Below are 24,000 nucleotides of genomic sequence, written 5' to 3' on the forward strand. Positions count from 1 at the left end.
AGCCCCATTTTAGAAGCTTGCGAACATCTGAACATTAACAACAAATAAAAGTGATTAATTTAGCTGCCAAGTAAAACCTAGCTCGAAAGTACGGCCATACTCTTCGTACTGCGCGTTTTGACTGCGCGTATCAAAGTAGTTATAGAAAGGCTCGTCACCTAGGTTTATGCCGTTAAAATACACCTGCATGCTGTCGTTAATGTAATAACGGGCCATGAAATCAATTTGTACATGGTCATCTTCAAACCTCAGCATGTCACCGTCAATTTCTTCGAAGTTTTCACTTTTATACGTGGTAGCAAGTCGTACACTGAAATCATTCGCTTCGTAACCAATGGTTAAGTTGCCAATGCGATCTGACTGGTTAGGTAACTGAGTTTCGAAAGTTTCGCCGTCTAAGAATGTGGTGGCTTCAGAGTCCGTGAACGTTGCGTTCGCAGATACAATAAACCCGTTGTTAAAGGCTTTGACCCAAGACAGTTCTAAGCCCGTCAAATCAGCAGAGTCACCATTTATTGGCTGAATAACTTCTTCAAAACCTTCCCAGCCAGTGGTACCTGCAACATCTGCATACACAACAAAGTTGTCGATATTCTTATAGAACAATCCTGCTGAAATTACGCCAATGTCACCAGGGTAGTATTCAACTGACAAATCAACGTTTTGCGCTTCATAAGGTTGAAGCTCTGGGTTGCCCACTTCTGCCTCACGTTCAGTTACAAATACGCCGTCGTCTTCTTCGGTTTTACTTTCGATAATTTGAAACGCAGCCACATCTTCAAATTTTGGACGTGAAATGGTTTGCGTGTAGGCGGCACGAAGCTGTAGCTTGTCAGAAAACGTATATCTGGCGTTTACACTCGGTAGCCAGTAGTCATAATCACGCTCAGCTTCCCATGGTGTGTTGACCACTTCTTCTACATCAGTTTGTTCGTTTTCAACTAGCTCGACGCGCATGCCTGACGTTGAAAAGTCGGTGCGCTCATAGCGAACACCGGCGACCAAGTGAAGCTTTTCAATATCAACGCTGCCCATTACGTAGGCCGCAAAAATATCTTCTTCGTTTACATATGTGGCACCGCGAGATTCAACTTCTGAATTAAGGCTGTCTACTTCAAGGCTTGAGCGGTTATCGTTAAAGTAGCTGCGCATTACGCCGCGATTAAGCCCTGGACCGAAGTCACCGAGTGCATACTCTGGGCTAGCAGTACCAAACTGAGAGGCATCTAGCCCGTCAAAGTCACCATCAAAAATCGTGATGCTGCTGTCTCTGTCTTTTTCTCGGCTGCGGTATTTTGAACCGAATTTGAATTCACCAATGTACCCACCCAGGTTTATAGGTCGTGATGCGTCAAATTTAATACTGGTTTCGGTATCTTTCGTGTAGTTATCTTCAAAGCTAATTTCATCTACCTCGTAGGTAGATAAGTCCATGGCATCAGCGTTTTGCGAAACCGTTGGGCGCATGGTGTTTAGATCAGCATCAATGCTGTCGTTTTCTGTTTTAAATACATAATACAAAGCGTCTGGTTCGTCTTCATCAGACTTTGCATAACCAAGTTGCCAGTTTGCTCTCCACGTTTCTAACTGGTGCTCACCACCTAGTGCCACAGTAAAGATGCTTTGGCTTTCGTAACGATCTTTACTTTCTCTTTCTATTTCCGAGTCTTCACCGTCGAAAGTGAAAATGTTGCCTTGACGGTATTCGTCATCAGAAAATTCGCTGTAAAGTGTGCGAAGGAAATACTGGTTGTTGAAGTCGGGGCGAAAATCAATATTCAGCGCACTACCTAAACGTTCGCGAGTAATTGTGTAGTCACGTTGCTCAAGCTCATCATCTCCGTTACTTTCAACGTTATCTGAACCAAAGTCTCTGTCAAAGTAAGAGATAGCACCGGCCACGCCCCATTCAGATGAAAGCTTTTTAGTAAAGGTGCCAGACAGTTTAGGACTGGTTTTATCCACTAAATCATTCTGACTTGCTTGTACGGTAACGCTTGCTGTATCACGGGCTTTGTCAAAGGCACTTACGCTTTTTACCGCCACCGAGCCACCAATGGCGTCGCCATCCATATCTGGGGTTACAGATTTCGATACTTCTAATGTTTGAATAAGTTCTGAGGGAATAACGTCAAGGGCAACAGAGCGCACGCCTGACTCCGGCGAGGGAATATTAAGCCCGTTAATGGTTACGTTATTAAGGTTTGGATCGATACCGCGAATTCCCACAAAGCGACCTTCGCCTTGGTCACGTTCTATAGAAAGGCCGGGCAAACGTTGTAGCGATTCCGCAGCATTCTGATCAGGAAATTGACCAATAGCGTCTGCCGAAACAATAGACGAGATACGGTCAGATACGCGTTGCTGGTTAATGGCGCTTGCCTGTCCGCTTCGTTGGCCGCGCACCAGAATCTCATCGATGGTATCGCCGCTACCAAATTCGACGGCAGCGCGGGCAATACCATTATCTGTCACGTTAATCGTTTGCGTGACGGTATCTTCACCAAGATAAGAGATTTCTAAGGTATAAGTGCCTTCAGGAATAGAAGGGAAGCGAAACGTGCCGTCTCTGCCAGCTTCGGTCACAAGTCCTAGCTCGACAATTCTAATTTGTGCGCCTGTATAGCTGCGTGCTTTGGCGGCGTCTTTTACTGAACCAATAATGACACCATCCGCCGCTAAAGCAGGCGACGCAACGCTAAGGCCTAGCGCCGCTACGCAGGCAAGTGTAAGAGAAGAGTACGCGGTTTTAATTTTCATTTATTTTCCAATCAATTAAGCAGTCAATAGGAGTGTGAAGTAAGTGCTAAGTTAATGACTAAGTACCCTAAGAATGCTCCATGACAGTTATATGACGATTGAGTGGAACATGGGGCTTACTTACGGCAAATGTCGCTAATTCTCAAATCGGTGAGCTAAATTGACCCTGGCTTAAGTTTATGATTTTGTATGGTTTTTGCTTGTTTTTTTGCGTTCTTTGATTAGGTTGCCATCAATATGTCACATTGATGAGCCAAACTGACCCTCGACAGTTTCATCAAATTTGGGCAAGACTCTCGTTTTGTTTTAAGCGCTGGAAGCCGCTGGACTGGCGCGTGATGTATTCAATATTAGAGATATCCAAAGAGAGCATTATGTTTACCTTTACAAATTCAACGCAGTTTAGACATCACAAGCTTTGGTTGGTATTTACGTTGTGCGTGGTAACTTTGGCGGTTTGCCTAGCTTTTATATTTGGCAATGCAAAAGAAAGCACCGTGATATCTGGCCTAGATATTGTGGGGGAGGGGAGCATCGCCTTTTTAACGCTTGCGTGGATGCTAGCAGCGCTCGCTAGCCGTCCTCCTGGAAAAGTAACTAGCCTTCTTATTATAGGGCTAGGCTGTTTCTTGTTTTCTGTCAGTTTAGATTTTTTAGACGAATTTTTTCATTACCCCGAATCCGCTTACTGGATAAGTATGATTGAGTCTTACCCTGCTGCGGTGGGGATGGTAGTGATGACCGCGGCACTTTATCAATGGCACCTAGAGCAGCGTGCGTTAAATTTGCAATTGCGACGTCGTGAATGGGACGTTCGGGATCACGATGCTATCGATCCTATTACTCAACTTTACCGTGCAGAGTATTGGAAAGCACAAATAAATAAATTACAGCAATCCGGGAAGTCGGCTGTAATTGCCATCATCGATATCAATAACTTCTCTTTGTTTAACCAAAAGCACGGGTATACAGAAGGCGACAGGTATCTGCACGACATTGCGCAATTGGTGATCATGAATTTGCGCCAGCAAGATCTAGCGTGCCGTTACGCTGGTGATAGGTTTGCTATTTTGATGCCAGACGTCTCGCCCATGCAGGCCGATGTTATTCTGAATGATATCAAAGTAAGTATTCAGCATTTGTCTTTTAGACATAGCCTCAATGCCAACGCTATTTACACCACCGCACGCAGTGCTCAAGTGACGCTGTTACCTAATCAGCGCCTTGCGACTGTGCTTAACACCATGCTGTTAGAGCTTGAGCGTTCTCATGACAGTGCAGCGTAGTTTGGACAGTTTGGTGAGACTAGTTGGTGTATTTGCACGAAGATACCTGCGGTGAATATCTAATGGATTTAACGTTACCACGAATCAACGCACTACGAGATTCTGCAAACGAAGATACAGTTGTAGGTGCTGAGCGGTGTCACTCAACACGTGTATCTAGCGTGGGTGTCTCTGCAAAAGGTGATGTTGATGATTTAGCGGTGGGTGTCTCTGTAAATGGTGATGTTGGTGAGTTAGCGGTGGGTGTCTCTGTAAATGGTGATGCTGATGGGCTTAGCATGGATGTCACCGGTAGTGATAGTGCTGGTAGCTATCATGTAGTGATGTCTAGCCAAGATAAAGTGATCGCTGGGTATTGGCTGGTACAGGCAGTACTCAATGTAGCGCTCTCTCGTGGCGGTAATAAGAATAAGCTCTTGCGCGGTACAGGTATTTTTGAGGAGTCGTTACAACACAATTCGTTAGTAAGCATAAACCAATATTCATCGCTGTTAGCCAATGTTCACAGCCAAACCAAAGGTAACGATGTCAGTTTTTTACTGGGTGGTGCTTTCGCTTCGCAGTGGCTTACTAGTCCGCTACATGTGCTTAAAACATGTGAAAATATTGAGCAGCTACTTTTACACCTTACTCAACGCCAAACATTTAGGTGGTGTAGCTTACCGCTATGTCAGTTTCAGCGGTTTGAAAGTACCGACAAAATAATATTAGTGCCTCAGTTTACAGGCACAAGTAGCAAACAGCTTCAGTTCACTCTCGAAGTGGCATTTGCAACGCTGGTGGCGCTCATTAAAAATATTGCGAATAAGCGAATAGCTTTGTCTTTTACCTTCACAGGCAGTCGACCGAAAAATATTGCTGATTATGAAACGCACCTTGGGCTTAAATTATCGTTTAATAGCCGTTTCAACAGTATTTGCATTGAAAAAGGTGTAGTAAGCCAACCCTTAGGGCTGACGGCTCGGCCTACAGACTCTGTTAAACCGCACGTTTCTTTAGAAAGTTTATTGAGTAACAGCGCAACGCAAACGAAGAAACGGCCGTCTATTGAACAGCAAAACCGTTTGTCTTTACCTGATTTTGTGAGGCGTTACGTTTGTACATCCACCAATACGCAGTCGCCAAATATCGGGTTGCCTGAATTGGCGGAAACCCTAGACGTCAGCGTAGCTACGCTAAAACGTAAATTAAAAGAGTACGGCACTAGCTATCGCGCTCTGTCCGAAGAAGTTCAGCGCAATCACGCGCTTTTACTTTTATCGGTGCACAAGGTGAGTAACGAGGCTGCGGCCAACGCAATGGGTATTAACGATTTGCCCAACTTTCGTCGTACGGTAAAACGACTAACAGGGAAAACCCCTAGCGAACTTAGAAGTTGATCAGAAACTGTAAAGCGTGTTCACCCCTTATTTGTCGAGCATAAGACCTCTGTAATTGACATCTCAGTGCACTATTAATCCTACGATATAATTATGTGACGCTGGCCCTTAACAACAAGATGGCTGTAGTCTCACTTTAAACAACGCAATACTCTTTGTCGCGTCAGCTTAACGTAGAACTACTGTACCTGCCGTAATACGAAGCAATTACAAACTTTGTAAGTCTCATTGAGAGGGTAATAATCTGTTAGGCCTGATATGACATAGTCATTGGAAAGTAAATGTCTTTTCAATATCCTTAAAACCTTTTATCCTTTGTAGCTTTAGCTTTGCATCGTCAAAGACCAAAAAGATATGGTCTTGTTGAAGCTTGTTTTACGCACTCGCACCCTCAAGGTGGCTGTTCAGCGTAGCCTTTAAACTTTTGCTGTTACGCAATTAAAACCAAAAGAGAGTTTTCTGTGCACGAAAATAACGACACTGCACCAAATTCTATCGTACCCAATCCGTTAGGTTTAACGCCTATTTTGCTTTTTGTAATTCTTGTTGTAGTGACAGGCATTACCACAAACGATATTACTGCGATGCCTATTTTGGTGGCGTTTTTTATCAGCGCTGGGTATGGACTATATTTAAATCCGAAAGGTAAAAAGGTCAGCTTTTCTGAAAAGGTACAAACCTTTTGTAAAGGTGGTGGCGACAAGAACATTATTCTCTTAGTGCTGATATTCCTGTTAGCCGGTGCATTCTATGCCGTGACTATTGATATTGGTGCACGAGATGCCACGGTTAACATGGCGCTACAATTTGTGCCTTCTGCACTTATTTTGCCAGGCCTGTTTTTGATTTGCTGTTTCATATCATTTTCAATGGGCACGTCCATGGGCACTATTACCGCGCTCTCGCCCATAGGTGCAGGCCTTGCCACAAATTTAGGGCTGCCGGTGGAAATGGCGCTGGGTATTGTCGTGGGCGGCGCTATGTTTGGTGATAACCTCTCGTTTGTTTCAGACACCACCATTGCAGCAACACGTACCCAAGGTGTACAGCTTAAAGACAAGTTCAAGGCAAACTTAATGGTGGCCGTGCCAGCCTGCATCGTAACCATGGCATTACTGCTTATGGTCGATGTTGATACTTCTGGCATTGTTGAAGGCGGCAGTTACGATTTTTGGCGCATAGTGCCGTACTTGTGCATTATTGCTTTCGCGCTTACAGGGTTTAACGTCATTAGCGTACTTGCAGTGGGTATTGCCAGTGCCTGCGTAGTCGGTCTGGTTCAGGGTAGCTTTACGCCACTTTCTATGATGCAAAGCATTCAAAAAGGGATGGGCTGGATGCAGGACTTGGCGATGATTGCCATAACCATAGGCGGCATTGTGGCATTAATGCACGCTAACGGCGGTATAACTTGGTTAATCGAACGCTTAACCCGTAAAGTCACGTCTAAGAAAGGCGCGGAATTTAGTATTGCTGGCTTGGTCAGCTTTCTAGACATTACGACAGCAAACAATACTATTGCGATTGTTACCGCAGGCCCAATTGCTAAAGACCTGAACGAAAAATACGGCGTAGACCCACGCCGTACCGCATCACTTTTGGATATCTTTTCGTGCAGCTTTCAAGGCTTGGTACCTTACGGTGCGCAGCTTTTGAGTGCAGCGGCCGTAGTGGGCATTTCACCTTTGGCCATTACGCCTTATTGCTGGTACCCCATGCTTATTTTTGTGTTTGGTGTGGCGGCCATTTGGTTTGGTTTTCCCCGTTTTAAAACGGCGCAAGACGATGAATTAACCCAAAGCGCTTAAATTCTCGTAACGCTTAACACACTGGCTTTTTAGGGCGGTATCTTCTAGGATCACCGCCCGAATTTTATTGATGATTAGAAACTCGCTTTAGGATGTCACTTTGTCTTCACCACTTGCTATAAAACCTCTTTACAACAAACTAGACGATTGTTTAAGCGCAGATAAGTTTCGTTTGAAGCGCAGGATCACGCAGCTTGCACAAAAAGTGAATGATACATCTGGTGTTGACGGAAAAGGAGCAAAGAAAAAAGCAGCTAATCCCAAAGGTTCAATACAGGACAACGCGGTTAGCGAAGAAAGCCTTAAAAAGCAGCTCGAGAAACTAGAAAGCGACATCAACACATCAATAGAAAAGCGTAATTGGCGTCAAAATAATCTTCCTAAGGTTGAGTATCCGCCGCTGCCGGTTAGCGACAAAAAAGAAGATATCAAAGAAGCAATAGCCAATAACCAAGTGGTTATCGTTGCTGGTGAGACTGGGTCGGGTAAAACGACACAGCTCCCTAAGATATGCTTAGAGTTAGGCCGCGGTGTAAACGGCATGATAGCCCACACCCAGCCAAGACGATTAGCGGCACGAAGTGTAGCTACTCGTATAGCAGAAGAGCTAAATACGCCCCTTGGTGAAAAGGTGGGTTTTAAGATTCGCTTTAGCGATCAGGTAAGCGAACGAAGCTACGTTAAGCTTATGACCGACGGTATGCTGCTTGCTGAAATGCAGCAAGATCGCTTTTTAAATCAGTACGATACTATCATCATCGATGAAGCCCACGAGCGAAGCCTTAATATCGACTTCTTGTTAGGCTATCTGCGTCAGCTGTTAGGTAAGCGCCCCGATTTAAAGCTTATCATTACCTCTGCCACCATTGACCCAGAGCGATTCTCTAAGCATTTTAATAATGCGCCGATTATCGAAGTGAGCGGTCGTACTTATCCGGTAGAGATTCGTTATCACGCCCCAGAAGACAATGATGACGATATTGATCAAAGTGATGCTATCGTAAATGCTGTCGACGAGCTAATGCGTGAAGCACCGGGCGACATTCTGGTATTTCTAAGTGGGGAGCGCGAGATACGCGACACCCAAGATGCTTTGAGCAAACAGCATTATCGCAATACTGAAATTGTACCGCTTTACGCTAGGTTATCGGCTGCAGAGCAAAACCGCATTTTTCAGTCTCACAGCGGCAGGCGCATTGTTCTTGCCACCAACGTGGCCGAGACCTCATTAACCGTACCCGGTATCAAATACGTAATAGACCCGGGGTTTGCCCGTATTTCACGCTATAGCGCTAGAAGTAAAGTGCAGCGTCTGCCTATTGAACCAATATCTCAAGCCTCAGCGAATCAGCGGGCAGGGCGATGCGGCCGTGTGTCTGATGGTATTTGTATTCGCCTATACAGCGAAGACGACTATTTAGGCCGCCCAGAATTCACTGATCCTGAGATACTGCGAACCAACCTTGCATCGGTTATTTTGCAAATGCTTGCTTTAGGGCTAGGCGACATCGCTGCTTTTCCATTTGTTCAGCCGCCTGATAACCGCAATATCAACGACGGTTTTCGCTTACTTGAAGAAATCCAAGCTATTGCGAAAGGCAAAGCTAATAGAAAAACGAAGCAAAGCGGCAAGATGCAGCTTACCCCGCTGGGTCGTCAGGTAGCACGATTGCCCATCGACCCACGCTATGCACGCATGGTGATAGAAGCCGAGCGCACAAACGCGCTCAGCGAAGTCATGGTGATTGCGGCGGGGCTTTCAATTCAAGACCCACGAGAGCGCCCACAGGAAAAACGCCAGCAAGCAGACGAGAAGCACAGCGAATACCACGATAAAGATTCAGATTTCATAAGTCTTTACAACTTGTGGGTGGCGTTTAGAGAACAGCAAAACGCACTAAGCCAAAATCAGCTCCGCAAATGGTGTAAGCAGAATTTCATCAACTATTTACGTATGCGCGAGTGGCAAGACATTGTAAGCCAACTTAAAAAGTCTATTGCTGAATTGGGCTTTGGTATTTCTAAGCAAGAAGCCGACTATCAGGCTATTCACCAAGCTATTGCTAGCGGCTTGCTGTCGCATATGGGCTTTAAAGATAAAGACCGTGAGTATATGGGGTCACGCAATTCACGCTTCTTAATTTTTCCAGGCTCAGGGTTATCAAAGTCTCAGCCAAAATGGGTAATGGCAGCTGAGCTTGTAGAAACCTCTAAGCTATTTGCCCGTATGGTGGCAAAAATAGACCCAGCGTGGGTAGAGCCTTTAGCTGAACACGTTGTACAAAGAAGCTATTCAGAGCCCCATTGGTCTAAAAAGCGCGGCGCGGTTATCGCGTTTGAAAAGGTTACTCTGTTCGGGCTGCCCATAGTGATGAAGCGTGCGAAGGTTTATAGCCTTATCGACCCGCCAATCTGCCACGAGCTATTCATCCGCGAAGCCTTGGTAGAGGGCAATACTAAGCTCAATTACAGCTTCCTACAGGAAAATCAGGCACTGCTGGAACAAGCGGATGAATTTGAACAAAAGACTCGACGTCGCGACTTGATTGTAGATGATGAAGAGCTTGTAAGCTTCTACGCTAAACGTATTCCGGTTGAAGCCAATAATGATGCAGCGTTTAAGAAATGGTTTAGACAGCACGGAAGTAACGATGGTTTAACCTTTAAAGAAGAAGACGTGTATCGTCAGCAGCCTGGGCAGTCGGTAGCGAACGCGTTCCCTGACGTATGGCGCCAGGGAAATATTACGTTGCCGCTACGCTATAACTTTGAACCCAACGCTGAAGATGATGGCGTAACGGTAGTGATCCCGCTGCCTGTACTCAATCAAGTTGATAACGTTGGTTTTGATTGGTTAGTGCCGGGGCTAAGGCACGACCTCATAGTAGGCTTAATTAAAACCTTACCTAAGCGTTTGCGACGTAATTTTGTGCCTGCGCCTAACTTTGCGGATGCCTGCCTTGCCGATATCAGTGAAACGGACAAAAACAACCGTCCTGTGGCTTTGTTGGAAGCGGTTAGCGATAAACTTCGTAAAATGACTGGCGTTGTTATTGAAAGCGAAGAATGGAATCTTGCTCAGCTTGATAAGCATTTAAAAATGCACTTTGCGGTAGTGAACGACAACGGTGATGATATTGCCAAAGGTGATGATCTTCATGCGCTTAAACAGCAGTGCGCAGGGCAGGTCAAGCAAACCTTTGAGAAAGCCGCAACACCAGAGTTAGAGCGCAACAACATCGAACAGTGGGATTTTGAAAGTTTGCCGGAAACCTTTGTGCAAAAGGTAGGCGGGTTTGAAGTACAGGCGTTCCCAGCATTAGTGCAAAAAGGCGATAAGGTGGATATCGCGTTAATAGAAGAGGCAGATAAAGCGCAGGCGCTGCATAAGCAAGGCGTAAATGTCTTGATTAAAAACGCCATGCCGTCACCGCTTAACTATTTGCAAAGTAAATTACCCAATAAAGCCAAGCTGGGTTTGTATTTCAATCCATTCGGGCAAGTGAAAGCGCTGATCGATGACTGTATTTTTGCGGGTATCGACGCCATTGTTAGTGATTATAGCAAAACTAACGACACTGACATTCGAAATAAAGCTGATTTTGAGGCCTGTTTAGAGATCACACGAGCGAATATTAATGACAGAGTGTTAGAAATCGCTAAGCAGGTAGAGCAGGGGCTTACTCTTGCCCATCAGTGCCAAAAGCAAATGAAAGGTAATGTGCCGCTAACCATGATAAACGCCTTAGGTGACTGTAAAGCACATCTTGCGTCATTGGTGTTCCCTGGCTTTGTCTCTCAAATTGGTGAAAGTAGGCTGGACGATTGGAACCGCTATATTAAAGGCTTGGCCCGTCGCCTTGAGAAGCTACCTATTGACCCCAACAAAGACAGAATGCATCAGGTAACCGTAGAAAAGTCGATTAAGGAATGGGAAAAAGCGTGCAGCAAGTATCCTAAAGGTAAAGTACCACAAGCCCTTATCGATGTGCGCTGGATGATAGAAGAGTTGCGTGTTTCTCTGTTTGCGCAGCAACTTGGTACGGCATACCCCATATCAGCGAAGCGTATAACCCTCCATTTAGCAGACTTTTAATTTTAATGGGGCTCTCGATGTACACAAAGTGTAACGCTTAGCTTACCAAGCGCGAAGGGTTTCTACTTAGAATGGTAAACTAATTAAAGCCCCGCAATGTAGTGTGTTGCGGGGCTTAATTAATTGTAATTAATAAGCATACGCCGTGTGTTTAATCGATAGCAAAACATCATCATCGAATTATTGAGGTAAGACCAATACTACTTTTGCAGTATTGTTGAATAAAAATTAGACAGTTCGATTGACAAGTTATCGCCATCAACCTATAACAACACTTGTAGTCGTCAGCGTAATGCTAAAAATCAGGAGAAGTAGACATGTTGGGATACGACGATAAGCGAAATTTTTTCAGGATGATGGTAAATTCGCCGTGTCAGTTGCAGATTACTGACGATGAGTCGAGCCGCACCATGCAGGCAATGTGCAAAGATATAAGCGCCACAGGTATGTCGTTAGAAGTTGATGAACCTTCTATTGAGGTGGGCACTCAGGTTAGTGTTGCTATAGAGTCGTCTAGCTCTCAAATCCCTTCTTTAGCAGCGTTAGCTACGGTCGTACGCTGTGAACCTGAATCTGATTCTAGCTGCATCATAGGCGTCGAAATTTCTCAGATGAAATAGATTTATCGAATGTAGTAAGGCGAAATTTAACTTCGCCTTACATGGCCATCAAAAGCGTCACACAGTACAAGTGTTATGTACGAGCGCTTTAAGTATCCTATTACCTTAAAAGCCAATTTTCCTTTTACGTTTTATTAGTAGCAGCCTGTTTCGCTAATCTTTATTCAGCGTCAGCGTTAATCGCTCTTTTATTTATCATTCAATAAAACGAATAAGCGGTTCAGTTTTTTCTATTTTTATTTCCTTTCTTAATTGATAATAATTCTCATTAATGTAAAGGCAAACAGAATTCAACTTTTGATAGAGCGATTATTATGAAAAAGACAATTACCTTTGCCGTTATGCACTTTTCAGTAGCCTTTACGGTAGCCTACCTACTTACGGGCAGCTTGGTAGTAGGCGGTGCGGTAGCACTAGTTGAGCCTGCAATTAATACTGTGGCGTTTTACTTCCACGAAATGGTATGGAAAAAATTAGAGAGTAAAGAGAAGGCTACTGAAGGGAAAGTAAGTGAATCTTCACAGCCGCTATTGAATGGCTTTTCAGATAATGATGCAACCTTCGCTTCTTAAGATTTAAGGTATTTTGCTTGCTTTCAAGGCGATATGCATAACCTATCGTTAATTCAATAAGTGAAATCCGCGCCCCAGTTTTTATAAGAACGAGGGCGCTTTTTCATTTCTAATCGTCGGTGACTTCGCAGACTAAACCTTTCAGGTAATAGCCTTCGGGGTAGCTACCAATAATAGGGTGGTCAGACGCTTGATTTAGCCTTGCAATGATTTTTATTGTGCGGCCAGCATCGAGCGCAGCGTCGGCGACAACCTTCTGGAATAAATCTGCAGGCATAAGACCTGAACAGCTGAAAGTTAGCAGCAATCCGCCAGATTTAACCGCATGGATACCGTACATATTAATGTCTTTATAGCCGCGAGCAGCGCGGTTTAATGTAGCTTTGCTGTCAACAAATTTTGGTGGGTCGAGTATGACCATATCAAACTGTTTGCTCTTTTCGTGATACTCACGCAACGCCTTAAATACATCCTGGTTTACATAGTGCGCCTTTTCTTCATCTAATCCATTGATCGCCACATGGTGTTTAGCCAAATCTAAAGCTGGTTGAGACACATCAACGTTAGTCACTGACTTAGCACCACCTGAAAGGGCATAGCAAGAGAATGTGCCTGTGTAGCTGAAACAGTTCAGTACATCAGCATCTTTTGCGTAATGTGCAGCGGCGGCACGGCTATCACGCTGGTCAAGATAAAAACCAGTTTTATGACCATGTTCTATATCTACAACGATATTAATGCCGTTTTCTTTTACCGTAACCTGCATGGGTGGCTCGCCGTGAAGCACGCCTGTTACCGGCTCTAATCCCTCTTTTTTGCGTACATCAACGTCACTACGCTCATAGATGTGAACATCAGGCATTAGCTTGGTGATTGCCCACACTATCTTATTTCGGTGCTTTTCACCGCCAGCACTTAGAAGCTGCACCACGGCAACATTGTCGTACAGGTCTATTGTAATGCCGGGAAGGCCATCACTTTCGGACGCTATCCAACGAAACGCATTCGTTTTGGCTGGGTCAAACAAGCGCTTACGCAGCGTTAGCGCAGTTTCTAAACGGCGCAAGAAAAAGCCGTTATCAATGCTCTCGTCTTTTTTAAACGTCCACATGCGAACGCGAATTTTAGAGTTTGGAGAGTAAGCGCCTCTTCCTAACCAATCGCCTTCAGAGTCAAACACGTCAACCGTATCGCCAACTCGAGCACGGCCTTTTAACTCAGCTACGGCGCTCTCGAAAACCCAAGGGTGTTTACGGCGAAGTGATTTATCTCTGGATGGTTGTAATATGACCTGTGCTGACATGTAGGCTCTCGTGGTAGTTTAAACAATATATATTTGATGTAAGCCATCATAGAAGCTTACGGTAATGGCCGCGATTATACGCATTTTCAGAGGTTCTGTGTTTAATAATACCAATCTAGATGAGTATAAACTCAAAAGAAACCCAAACTGATTGTTACAGTAGTACGTAGACACATTACGATTGAAATTTTAAGACTAGGATTAGATGCAAAGTATGCGCTATGTGGATTTTGAAAAGGGATGTAGCCCGAGCGAACTGACTGTTAAGGAATGCGACGGGTTATCGCTAACATCAGGAAAAGTAAAAGTAGAGGTAAAAGCATTCGGTGTAAATCGAGCAGATACGTTGCAGCGTCAAGGTAATTATCCACCTCCGCCAGGGGAAAGTGAAATCCTTGGGTTAGAGGTAGCAGGTGTTGTAACAGAAGTTGCCAGTGATGTTAGTACCTTTAAAGAGGGAGATGAAGTATTTGGTTTGGTCGCAGGTGGTGGCTATGCTACTGAAGTCATTGTTAATCCTGCCCACCTGATGATTATTCCTAAGGGCATGCCATTTTTTGAAGCTGCAGGTCTTGCCGAAGTTTTTCTCACCGCATTTCAGTGTTTACGTACGATTGCTCATATTAAGCCCGCTGAACGAGCCTTGATACACGGGGGCGCAAGTGGTGTGGGGTTGGCCGCCACTCAGCTATGTCGATATTGGGGCGTGCATAGTGCTGTAACGGCTTCAAGCCAAGACAAGCTTTCCCTTTGTGAAAGCAATGGCGCAGAGCATCTTATTAACTACAAACAGCAGCAATTTGATGACGTTCTAAAAAAAGTATGGCCTGAAGGTGTTGATATGGTGCTTGATATGGTTGGTGGCGATTATCTTAACCGAAATCTTAAAGTGCTGAAGCAAGACGGTAAAGTGGTTTACCTAGCCATGCTAGCAGGTCGGTATGCTGATAACCTTGATATGGCCTTGCTTTTAGGAAAGAGAGCCTCGATTATTGGGACTACACTGAGAAATCGAAGCGACGACTATAAGGCGGACTTGATACGTGATTTCTCTAACGTATGTTTGCCCGCTTTTGAAAATAAAGAGCTGAATGTAAATATCGATACTCACTATAGTATTGATGATATCGATAAGCCTCATGCGCGATTGGAAAACAACGACACACAGGGCAAGTTGGTCATTTCTTGGAAATAGTTCGTGGTAAAAAGCTCGTCGTAAAAACTCGCGGTAAGTATTCTTAGTGAAAGCCACGAGCGAGAGCTTCTAGTAAAGGCTCTCACTAAAGACGCTTTGCTAAGTTATTTTACTTCCCAACAAAGCCTTCATCTGGCTTTGTTGGGTTCGCTTCTGCAGCACCGCGTGCAAGGTCATCACAACGCTCATTTTCTGGATGTCCTGAATGACCTTTCACCCAATGCCAGTTTATCTTGTGCTTTTTCACCGCTTCATCTAGCCGTTGCCACAAATCTGCGTTTTTAACTGGCTTTTTATCAGCAGTGCGCCAGCCGTTTTTTCGCCAGTTATGGATCCACTGATTAATACCATTTTTTACATACTGACTGTCGGTAGTCAGTTCAACGTTGCAAGACTCGTTTAAGCTGTTGAGCGCTTCAATCGGGGCAAGCAGTTCCATACGATTATTCGTGGTGTGGGCAAAGCCATCGCTCAACTCTTTTCTATGCTGTTTGTAAATTAGTACAGCACCGTACCCGCCCGGGCCAGGGTTACCTAGACACGAGCCGTCGGTATAAATGTGAATGGTCTTTTGAGCCACAGCGTTTCCTTTAGTTTAACTCGCTTAATTTATCTTGTGTTTTCCCTTAGCGGATTGCAAAGGGGTTGATATACTATCAAAAAATGAAAGTGTAATTATAGTAGAGGTTCCATGCGCCAAATTGTTCTCGATACTGAAACCACAGGTATTGACCCCAAAGAAGGCCACCGCATTATCGAAATAGGGTGTGTTGAAGTTGTTAACCGCCGTTTGACGGGGAATCACTTTCACGTTTACATCAACCCGGGCCGGCATATTGAACAAGAGGCAATTGAAGTTCACGGCATAACCAATGAATTTCTTGCCGACAAGCCTACGTTTTCTCAAGTTGCCCAGGAGTTTGTTAGCTTTATCAAAGGGGCGCAACTTGTTATTCACAACGCACCATTTGACGTGGGCTTCATGGACCACGAGTTTGGAATGGAAGCCTCAACAAAAGGCGTCATCACCAACCAGATATGTGATGTACTGGATACGCTGACCCTTGCTCGCCAAATGCACCCTGGGCAGAAAAACAACCTCGATGCATTGTGTAAACGCTACGGTATAGACAACAGCCATCGTACGCTGCACGGCGCCTTGCTGGATGCGGAAATTCTGGCAGATGTTTACCTGTTAATGACCGGTGGGCAGACCAAACTTAAACTAGCATCTAGTTCTGGTAGTGATGCTGACTCAACCGCTATTCGCAGGGTCAAGCGAAGCTCAAATAAATTAAAGGTTATTAAAGCTACCGCCGATGAAATAACACAGCATGAAGCTCGCTTGGACATTGTAGAAAAAGCAGGTGGCAAATGCTTATGGCGTCCTCAGCCAGAAGAGGTGTCTTAGCCAAACACATTTAAATAGAAATAAAATAGCCAAACAGTGCAGGAGCAGCGTAGCGTGAGAGTGTGGTTTTCTTGGGGAATTATTTTATCGCTTTTTATACACTTAAGCGCTGGCGCTCAGTCGCAAGAAGACGAGCGCGATGCCGCTAGGCAGCTCGCAGATAGTGCAATTCAAAACCCTCAGTCAAATAATCAAGATGTTGATACTTCGCCGCTTACTGATTTAGGCGACAGCTATACAAACTCAATAAAGCTTTTACAAAACCGATTTCGTGTTGATTACAACGTTGAAGAAATCACTATGGTTTTCTTCAGAGAGTATGGCTCTGCCCCGGTTGTACTTGTGAGACCAGATGGGTCTAAGCTGTTCCAGGGGCGAGTGGACGAAGACAAAGTAGAGTGGTTCGATGCCGACACCTTCGACATGATCACCATTAAAAACCCAGTTGCTGGACCGTGGCAGGCCGTTGGCCAGGTGTTGCCAGAGAGCCGCGTCATGGTGATATCGAACATAGAGCTGCATGCAGACCCGTTACCTGACGTTTTATTTGCCGGTGAAATTTTAAAATCTACGGCGTATCTCACTAATAACGGCGAGCCTATTGATAACAAGCAGTTTAGAGATGTGGTCGAGCTCGATATTGAATTTAAAAGTACGAACAATCCTAATTTCGGAAATTTTGGTTCAGGCGATCAAAATATTGCTACGTTTCAAGACGACGGCCGAGGAATGGACGAACGCCCAGCAGACGGTGTCTTTACCGGGCAATTTAATTTAAAAATACCGGCGGGTGAGTGGAAGCCCGTTTTTCGCGTTATTACTCCCATGTATACCCGTGAGCAAGAAAGCCAACCGATTGTCTTACATAACAACCCTGTTTCTATTGACGTTGAAATGAATGGCGGTGGTAATGGCTACCACAAGATCATAATTGATGTTGATCGGGAGCTCGTGGATATTGAGTCTTTACTTGTGGATGGAAAAGTAAAGTTCCCCAATGCAGACATGCAGAACTTTTCTTTGACAGAGGGGGGCAGTGAGCCTCGTGAGCATCTAATTGTTGCTTATGAGGAAGGCATTTTTAGAGTTAAGATTACGGCGTATGGAACAACAGTGAACGGGCGAGACTTCATTTTAGATGTGCCTGAATTTAGTTTTGTTGCAGAGGGGCCGCAAGAGCCTGAAGTTGAAGACCCACTAATAGATGGAAAAGACCCAATCGTCGACGGGAGCGCGCCACTTGTTACGTCGCCTGAGCTGAATCCCGCCGCAATTACGCCAAATGAAGAGTCTTCGGAAAAGGAAATGGATAACGGAACCTTGACCATTATTTTGATAGCGGTCAACGGGTCTATAGTTATTATCGGCGTCATTGCTGCTGCGGTTATTATTTTTATGCGCAAAAAGCGCACGTCTTCTACATCATCGCCTGAACCAGCAAAGCAAAGCTCGGCCACGACAGATGCCGATCTCTCTATGGAGGAAGCGCCTAAAGGGTTTAAAAAGTTGATGGGCATGTTTAAGAAAGGGAGCAAGCCGGAAAAATCCTAAAGCGTGTATTATCACAGTTGTGATTATGCGATGTTAAATTGTTCACTTTGAATTTTATTTCGACATAATGTCTATTTAACAGGCAAACAAACCGCAGATGACAATTTTATTAATAAAAAGCGTTGACTCCACATGGGGGAATACGTATTATCTGCGCCGCAGTCAGGGGACAGGGCAACAACAGTCAAGTCAACTCACTGATAACATTGAAGATGTGGAGCGGTAGTTCAGTTGGTTAGAATACCGGCCTGTCACGCCGGGGGTCGCGGGTTCGAGTCCCGTCCGCTCCGCCACTCTTTCAATGGTATAACTAAAAGGTCTTCGGAGCGGTAGTTCAGTTGGTTAGAATACCGGCCTGTCACGCCGGGGGTCGCGGGTTCGAGTCCCGTCCGCTCCGCCATTTAGTTATACAGCGCAATCTCGATTATGTGGAGCGGTAGTTCAGTTGGTTAGAATACCGGCCTGTCACGCCGGGGGTCGCGGGTTCGAGTCCCGTCCGCTCCGCCATTAATCGAAAAACGCGCGCTCATCATTACTGCGGAGCGGTAGTTCAGTTGGTTAGAATACCGGCCTGTCACGCCGGGGGTCGCGGGTTCGAGTCCCGTCCGCTCCGCCATTAATGATTCGCTTTCTATTACAAATTCCCCGTTCGGGGTTATCTCCAAATTACACCTATTTTCTTCAGTCACAACTCAAATACAACGTTAGTATTCCGTTTGTATTATTTCAAACACGCCTTACCAAGATTTACATTGCTTTTATCTTTCGTTACTTGAGCACCTTGCTTTATGCAGGCTGGTATTACGCACTCAACAACAGTTCGTCAAAAACTATTCAACAAACAGTAATATGTGACCTAAAGTCGTAGTGTTTTTTTTTGAATCTGTACTACGTTTAGGGCGACAGTGCTTAATAACAATGGAAATTATGAATAAAAGCGATCAAAAACGGTATTTTCTTGCAGATAACTTAAAAGCGATTGGCGTTTCTCTATTAAGCGTAGCTTTGGTAACACTTATCCTTGCCATCGTTATGTTTGTGTTTATCAAAGAACAAGAAGAAAGCCGAGCCAAAGAAATTCTGGACAATGTTCGTCTTGTCTTCAGAGATGCTGAAATTACTCTCGATTACCTTAACGCATTGCCTTACCAATCCTGTGAACTCGATAATTTGGCCGAAATGCGCAAAACCTTATTTCGCTCTCGCTTTGTTAAAGAGATTGGTTTTTATGAGAATAATGAACTTAAGTGTAGTACTTATCTTGGTATTCTAGATACGCCGTTTAAAGAAGTTGAGCCCGACTTTTATACGCAGCTTGGCGATGCATTCTGGATAAATACACCTTTACAACTTTTTGATAAGCAGGCTACGGGCACCATCGTACAGCGTGGGCGCTACAACGCCGTATTAGATATGGACAGTGTAATTGGCTACAGCTACACACAAGATTGGCAGCTTTTTTACAATGGCGGTCAATTTTATCATATAGCAGGTAACCCTGGCTTGGTTGACACAAGACTTAGTGAGGATGAAATGAATGCACGCACTGGCTATTTCTCTTTACAATTTATATTGTGTGACGAGCGCTACAACAACACTTGCTTAAAAGTGAAATCTGATCACGGCAGAGTATTAGATTTACACTCAGGGAAAATCGTCTTATTTGTCTTTGCCATGTTGATGACCGCAGCGTTAACGCATATGTTAATGTTTAATTATTTACGCCGTCGCCGCTCTTTGGAATCTCGTGTGAGTAAAGGCCTGAAAGAACATAAGTTCTATAGCCTCTATCAGCCTTTCGTTGATTTAGATACCGGCAAAGTAATTGGTTGTGAAGTACTGAGTAGGTTTGAAGACGAATTCGGGCCTATTTATCCTGATGAGTTTATTCCTCAAGTCAAAGAGCAGGATATGACGTGGGAATTCACCATAGATATGATAACAACAGCGATGAAAGAGCTTAACGAAAACCCGAATATTCCTGAAGGGTTCAAAGTATCGTTTAACCTTTTCCCTTTTGATTTTACAAGAGAAGATTGTTTAGACTTAGATTTTGTTCTTGAGATGAACGTCAAAAACTTTAAGTTGGTCTTGGAAATTACTGAGGACGAACAGATAGCTACTCATAGTGCCGTTAAACATATCAAGTCTCTCAAAAGCAAAGGCTTCTTATTTGCTATTGATGATTTTGGTGTGGGTTACTCTAACTTAAGTCAGCTTAAAATCTTGAACTGCGACTATCTTAAAATAGATAGAAGTTTTGTTATGGATATGGAAGACAACAGTATTCGTTCGTCACTTATTCCACATATTGTCAGCATCGCCGAGGGGTTAAACGTCGACCTGATTGCAGAAGGCGTCGAAAATACCGAACAGTGTAATGAACTGAAGGGCTTGACTATCGGGTTTGGCCAAGGGTGGTTGTTTGGCAAGCCTCAGTCTGCCGATGCGCTAGCTAAAAGCGTCCAAGACACACAATAACACGTTTTAGCGCTGTTATTTTTCAGTTGGTGTTGGTAGTGTTTAGCGCTACCATTCACCGTCTGGAAACTATAGAAGAACAGTCGCATGCAGGACGTGCTAATTTGCAGCAATATTAATAAAACCTATCAAGATGGCAGTAACGCCACCCCCGTATTACACGATGTTTCTCTTTCTATAAAAGCTGGTGAACATGTAGCCATTTTAGGAAGTTCCGGTTCGGGAAAAAGTACGTTACTACATATACTTGGAGGTTTAGATAAACCCTCCAGCGGCGAAGTGGAATTCAATGGAAAACCCCTTGGTAAACTTTCTGGTAATGCGTTAGCTAAACTTCGCAATGACGAAATGGGGTTTATTTACCAATTTCATCATCTACTTGGTGAATTCACTGCCTTAGAAAACATTGCGATGCCGCTTAGAATAAGAGGGCTGCCGACAAAAGCAGCGCATAGTAAAGCTAAGGTTATGTTAGACGAAGTTGGACTTTCCCATCGAGCGGATCATTTACCCTCAACCATGTCGGGAGGCGAGCGACAGCGTGTAGCAATAGCCCGTGCGTTGGTTACCGAACCTTCTGTGGTGCTTGCCGATGAACCCACCGGGAATTTGGATGATTCTACGGGTGAACAAATTTATAAGCTCTTGACAAGTTTAAGTGATAAAAAGGGCACTGCTTTTGTGGTGGTGACTCACGATATTGCGCTTGCTGCGAAAATGGATAGGGTGTTGAAGATCAAAGATGGCCGGTTAGCCAGCGAAGCATTGCTTGTGGAGAGTCAAAATGCTCGCCCTTGAATTGGCTAAGAGATTTAGAAAAGCAGGTTCCGAACAGCGCTTTATTTCGTTTATATCAATGTCATCGACTATTGGTATTGGTCTTGGATGTTTTGTTCTTATCGTGCTGCTTAGTGTTATGAACGGTTTTGAAAAAGAGCTAACGAGTCGTATTTTAAGCGTGGTTCCACACGGCGAGCTATACAGTAAAAGCGAAAGTGGAATAGAGAATTTAGATGCTCAGCTTTACCGCTTTTCTCAAGATAGCCGTATCGCATCGGTAACCCCTTACACAGGTTTAACAGGCATGCTGCAGTCGAAAGGTGAATTAAAGGCCATTAGCGTTACCGGTATCCCAGTAAATCAGGTTGGTGATCAATACGCTGAAAGAGTAGCTAGTCAAGATTGGCTAGACTTTTCAAAGCAATCTGATGGATTGCTTGTTGGTAAAGGTATTATGTCTTCAATGAAGCTAAATATAGGTGACACAGTTCAGCTATTAATACCTCAAACCACGCATGATTTAACCTTTAAGGCGCCACGTTCCATTACGCTAACTATCGCAGGTGTACTATCTGTTGGTGGTGAGCTAGACAATCAGCTTGGGCTGATGCATTTAGCGGTCGCATCGGAAGCTATCGGTATTACATCTAAAGCCCAAGGTATTCAGTTTACCCTTAACGATCCTTTTTCAGCATACGATACCATGCGGGATATTGGTTATAGCTACCCTCAAGCCGTTTACATGTCTGACTGGACACGTACTCAAGGGCATTTATACAACGACATTCAGCTAGTAAGGTCCGTGGTTTATATTGCGCTTACGTTAGTGATTGCCGTAGCTTGCTTCAATATAGTGTCATCGTTAGTGATGGCGGTTAGAGACAAGCAGGCTGCTATTGCCATTTTAAAAACTATGGGAGCCAACGATAGCTTAATCCGCAATACATTCGTGCTGCAAGGGGTTATAAATGGATTTGTCGGCATTACCGTTGGCGTTACGCTTGCCTTGCTGGTAGCGCCCAATTTGTCGGATATTGTTCGCTTTATCGAAACCTCGTTAGGTGTAGAAATTTTGTCTGGAGATATTTATTTTATTGATTTCCTGCCGTCAAGTTTACACTGGCAGGATGTCCTAATAACCGTTGTTGTGGCCATGTTTTTAAGCGTAGGTGCAACGCTATATCCAGCGCAAAAAGCTGCTAAAGTATCGCCATCTTCTGCGCTTCACTAGCCAATGATAAAACGGACTATGGCTTCATAGATCTGCGACTAATGTTCACTGGCCCAACAACACAACGTTAATTAATAAGAAGGCCAGCAAATTATGCTGGCCTTCTCTGTATTTAACGGCTGTTCTTGTACGCCACTTACGTTAAGTGTAGAGCCCACCAAGTGGGCTCCAAACCCTTGCTAACTGTTCTTTTTGAAGTGCTCGAAATCTACATCTTCTTGTTTCAAACCAGCTTTAGGGTCGTTGTAAACACTCTCATCTAATGCGCCCTCACTCTTAGCAACAACGCATGACACCATGCAGTCACCGGTAATATTAACTGCGGTACGGGTCATATCAAGCAATCTGTCTACGCCGATAATAAGCGCAATACCTTCAACGGGTAAGTTCACCTGCTGTAAGACCATCGCCAACATAATAAGGCCAACACCAGGTACACCAGCGGTTCCGATAGAAGCAAGCGTGGCGGTAAGTACTACCATCATATAGTCGCTTAGGCTTAAATCGACGGCGTACACCTGAGCAATGAATACCGTCGCTACACCTTGCATGATGGCGGTACCGTCCATGTTAATTGTTGCGCCCAAAGGCAGAGTGAATGAAGAAACTGAATTACCCACACCCAATTTGTTTTTAGCGGTTTCCATAGTGACCGGAAGAGTAGCGCTGCTGCTCGACGTACTAAAAGCGAAAAGTGCAGCATCACGCATTTTTTTCAACAATATGACCGGGTTCAAGCCCGCCAAAACTTTGAGTAAAACAGAGTAGGTAACAAGACCGTGAAGAATCAGAACGCCAAATACCAGGAAGAAGTATTTGGCTAAGCTTAATATGGTATCGCCACCTATTGTGGAGAAGAGCTTTGCCATTAACACGAACACGCCGTAAGGCGCTAAGTTCATGATAATAGTAACAAGGCGCATGATAACTGTATTGATGTCTTCAAAAATAGCGGTAAGGCGCTTGCCCGCGTCACCCGTCATTGCCATTGCTATACCAAAGAGTACAGCAAAAACAATAATTTGAAGCATATTTCCCTGCGCCATAGAGTTTATGGGGTTGCTAGGAAACATGTTAACAATAACGTCTGACAGGCTAGGTGCTTCTTTCGCTTGAAACGCTGTTTCAGTTGTTAAATTTAGCCCGTCTCCCGGCGCTACTATCAAAGCAATACTCATAGCTAGTGTTATAGCAATTGCTGTTGTGACAATATATAATCCAACAGACTTTGCACCTAATCTCCCCAGTTTGCTTGGGTCTGACAAGGTGCTGGTTCCACAAATAAGGGAAACAAAAACAAGGGGGACCACTAGCATTTTTAAGCTGGCGATGAATATTTGACCGAGAGTGGAAAATATACCTTCAACAAGAATGTTATACGTTGAAAGCTCTAAACCGAATATTGAAAAAGTAAAATCTCCGCTATCATCGAACAATAGTTGGAGAATAACGCCAGTTAATATACCGGTAGCCATACCGATAAAGATCCGAGCGGTTAAACTATATTTATGTGCAGATGAAGACATC

The 24,000-nt window shown here is 44.4% G+C and carries 16 protein-coding genes and 4 tRNA genes; 16 read left to right on the top strand and 4 right to left on the bottom strand.

Features of this window, described 5'->3' with window-relative positions; all coding sequences use genetic code 11:
* Positions 1 to 54: 54 nt before the first annotated feature.
* Positions 55 to 2,760, bottom strand: coding sequence for a TonB-dependent receptor (locus ACXAFM_RS17320; RefSeq protein WP_474831232.1), 2,706 nt, complete (start codon positions 2,758 to 2,760; stop codon positions 55 to 57).
* A gap of 374 nt (positions 2,761 to 3,134) precedes the next feature.
* On the opposite strand from ACXAFM_RS17320, the gene ACXAFM_RS17325 reads away from it, so the two are divergent.
* From ACXAFM_RS17325 to ACXAFM_RS17350, 6 genes are all read left to right on the top strand, one after another.
* Entirely contained in the window at positions 3,135 to 4,046 is a 912-nt protein-coding gene (locus ACXAFM_RS17325) for a diguanylate cyclase domain-containing protein (protein ID WP_474835514.1), read from the top strand.
* 62 nt (positions 4,047 to 4,108) lie between these two features.
* The gene (locus tag ACXAFM_RS17330) at positions 4,109 to 5,425 is read left to right on the top strand and encodes a helix-turn-helix domain-containing protein (protein ID WP_474835515.1); all 1,317 of its coding nucleotides are present in this window, start codon (positions 4,109 to 4,111) and stop codon (positions 5,423 to 5,425) included.
* 461 nt (positions 5,426 to 5,886) lie between these two features.
* The gene (locus ACXAFM_RS17335) at positions 5,887 to 7,233 is read left to right on the top strand and encodes a Na+/H+ antiporter NhaC family protein (protein ID WP_474835516.1); all 1,347 of its coding nucleotides are present in this window, start codon (positions 5,887 to 5,889) and stop codon (positions 7,231 to 7,233) included.
* A 100-nt stretch (positions 7,234 to 7,333) separates the two neighbouring features.
* Complete coding sequence (gene hrpA / locus ACXAFM_RS17340) at positions 7,334 to 11,329, top strand: ATP-dependent RNA helicase HrpA (RefSeq protein ID WP_474835517.1); 3,996 nt, start codon at positions 7,334 to 7,336, stop codon at positions 11,327 to 11,329.
* Between the two features lie 317 nt (positions 11,330 to 11,646).
* Entirely contained in the window at positions 11,647 to 11,949 is a 303-nt protein-coding gene (locus ACXAFM_RS17345) for a PilZ domain-containing protein (protein ID WP_118495239.1), read from the top strand.
* A gap of 314 nt (positions 11,950 to 12,263) precedes the next feature.
* Positions 12,264 to 12,521 (top strand): DUF2061 domain-containing protein, encoded by a 258-nt coding sequence (locus ACXAFM_RS17350; protein ID WP_474835518.1) that lies wholly within the window; start codon positions 12,264 to 12,266, stop codon positions 12,519 to 12,521.
* 109 nt (positions 12,522 to 12,630) lie between these two features.
* On the opposite strand, the gene ACXAFM_RS17355 is transcribed toward ACXAFM_RS17350, so the two are convergent.
* Positions 12,631 to 13,824 carry a class I SAM-dependent rRNA methyltransferase gene (locus tag ACXAFM_RS17355; protein ID WP_474835519.1) on the bottom strand — a complete coding sequence of 398 codons (1,194 nt, stop codon included), beginning with the start codon at positions 13,822 to 13,824 and terminating at the stop codon, positions 12,631 to 12,633.
* Between the two features lie 214 nt (positions 13,825 to 14,038).
* Here ACXAFM_RS17355 and ACXAFM_RS17360 point away from each other — a divergent pair, with 214 nt between their 5' ends.
* Positions 14,039 to 15,019 carry an NAD(P)H-quinone oxidoreductase gene (locus tag ACXAFM_RS17360; protein ID WP_474835573.1) on the top strand — a complete coding sequence of 327 codons (981 nt, stop codon included), beginning with the start codon at positions 14,039 to 14,041 and terminating at the stop codon, positions 15,017 to 15,019.
* A gap of 109 nt (positions 15,020 to 15,128) precedes the next feature.
* Here the strand turns inward: ACXAFM_RS17360 and rnhA are convergent, their stop codons facing one another.
* A complete protein-coding gene (gene rnhA / locus ACXAFM_RS17365; protein WP_474835520.1) occupies positions 15,129 to 15,599 on the bottom strand; it encodes a ribonuclease HI in 471 nt (156 codons plus the stop codon).
* A gap of 111 nt (positions 15,600 to 15,710) precedes the next feature.
* Between rnhA and dnaQ the strand changes: the two genes are divergently transcribed.
* The 9 genes from dnaQ to ACXAFM_RS17410 all read left to right on the top strand — a co-directional run bounded on the left by dnaQ (position 15,711) and on the right by ACXAFM_RS17410 (position 22,473).
* Positions 15,711 to 16,430 (top strand): DNA polymerase III subunit epsilon, encoded by a 720-nt coding sequence (gene dnaQ / locus ACXAFM_RS17370; RefSeq protein ID WP_474835521.1) that lies wholly within the window; start codon positions 15,711 to 15,713, stop codon positions 16,428 to 16,430.
* A gap of 54 nt (positions 16,431 to 16,484) precedes the next feature.
* Positions 16,485 to 17,981 (top strand): TIGR03503 family protein, encoded by a 1,497-nt coding sequence (locus ACXAFM_RS17375; RefSeq protein ID WP_474835522.1) that lies wholly within the window; start codon positions 16,485 to 16,487, stop codon positions 17,979 to 17,981.
* Positions 17,982 to 18,197: 216 nt separating this feature from the next.
* Positions 18,198 to 18,274: transfer RNA gene (locus ACXAFM_RS17380), tRNA-Asp, on the top strand.
* 30 nt (positions 18,275 to 18,304) lie between these two features.
* Positions 18,305 to 18,381: transfer RNA gene (locus tag ACXAFM_RS17385), tRNA-Asp, on the top strand.
* A 30-nt stretch (positions 18,382 to 18,411) separates the two neighbouring features.
* A tRNA-Asp gene (locus tag ACXAFM_RS17390) sits at positions 18,412 to 18,488 on the top strand.
* Positions 18,489 to 18,520: 32 nt separating this feature from the next.
* A tRNA-Asp gene (locus ACXAFM_RS17395) sits at positions 18,521 to 18,597 on the top strand.
* A gap of 311 nt (positions 18,598 to 18,908) precedes the next feature.
* The gene (locus tag ACXAFM_RS17400) at positions 18,909 to 20,462 is read left to right on the top strand and encodes an EAL domain-containing protein (protein ID WP_474835523.1); all 1,554 of its coding nucleotides are present in this window, start codon (positions 18,909 to 18,911) and stop codon (positions 20,460 to 20,462) included.
* 87 nt (positions 20,463 to 20,549) lie between these two features.
* Entirely contained in the window at positions 20,550 to 21,260 is a 711-nt protein-coding gene (gene lolD / locus ACXAFM_RS17405) for a lipoprotein-releasing ABC transporter ATP-binding protein LolD (RefSeq protein ID WP_474835524.1), read from the top strand.
* Entirely contained in the window at positions 21,247 to 22,473 is a 1,227-nt protein-coding gene (locus ACXAFM_RS17410; protein ID WP_474831244.1) for a lipoprotein-releasing ABC transporter permease subunit, read from the top strand. The genes lolD and ACXAFM_RS17410 overlap by 14 nt, the downstream gene beginning before the upstream one ends.
* Positions 22,474 to 22,652: 179 nt before the next feature.
* Here ACXAFM_RS17410 and ACXAFM_RS17415 read toward each other — a convergent pair whose 3' ends face one another.
* Entirely contained in the window at positions 22,653 to 23,999 is a 1,347-nt protein-coding gene (locus ACXAFM_RS17415) for a dicarboxylate/amino acid:cation symporter (protein WP_474831245.1), read from the bottom strand.
* Position 24,000: the final 1 nt, after the last annotated feature.

The organism is Alteromonas sp. ABD4_190, assembly GCF_056160105.1.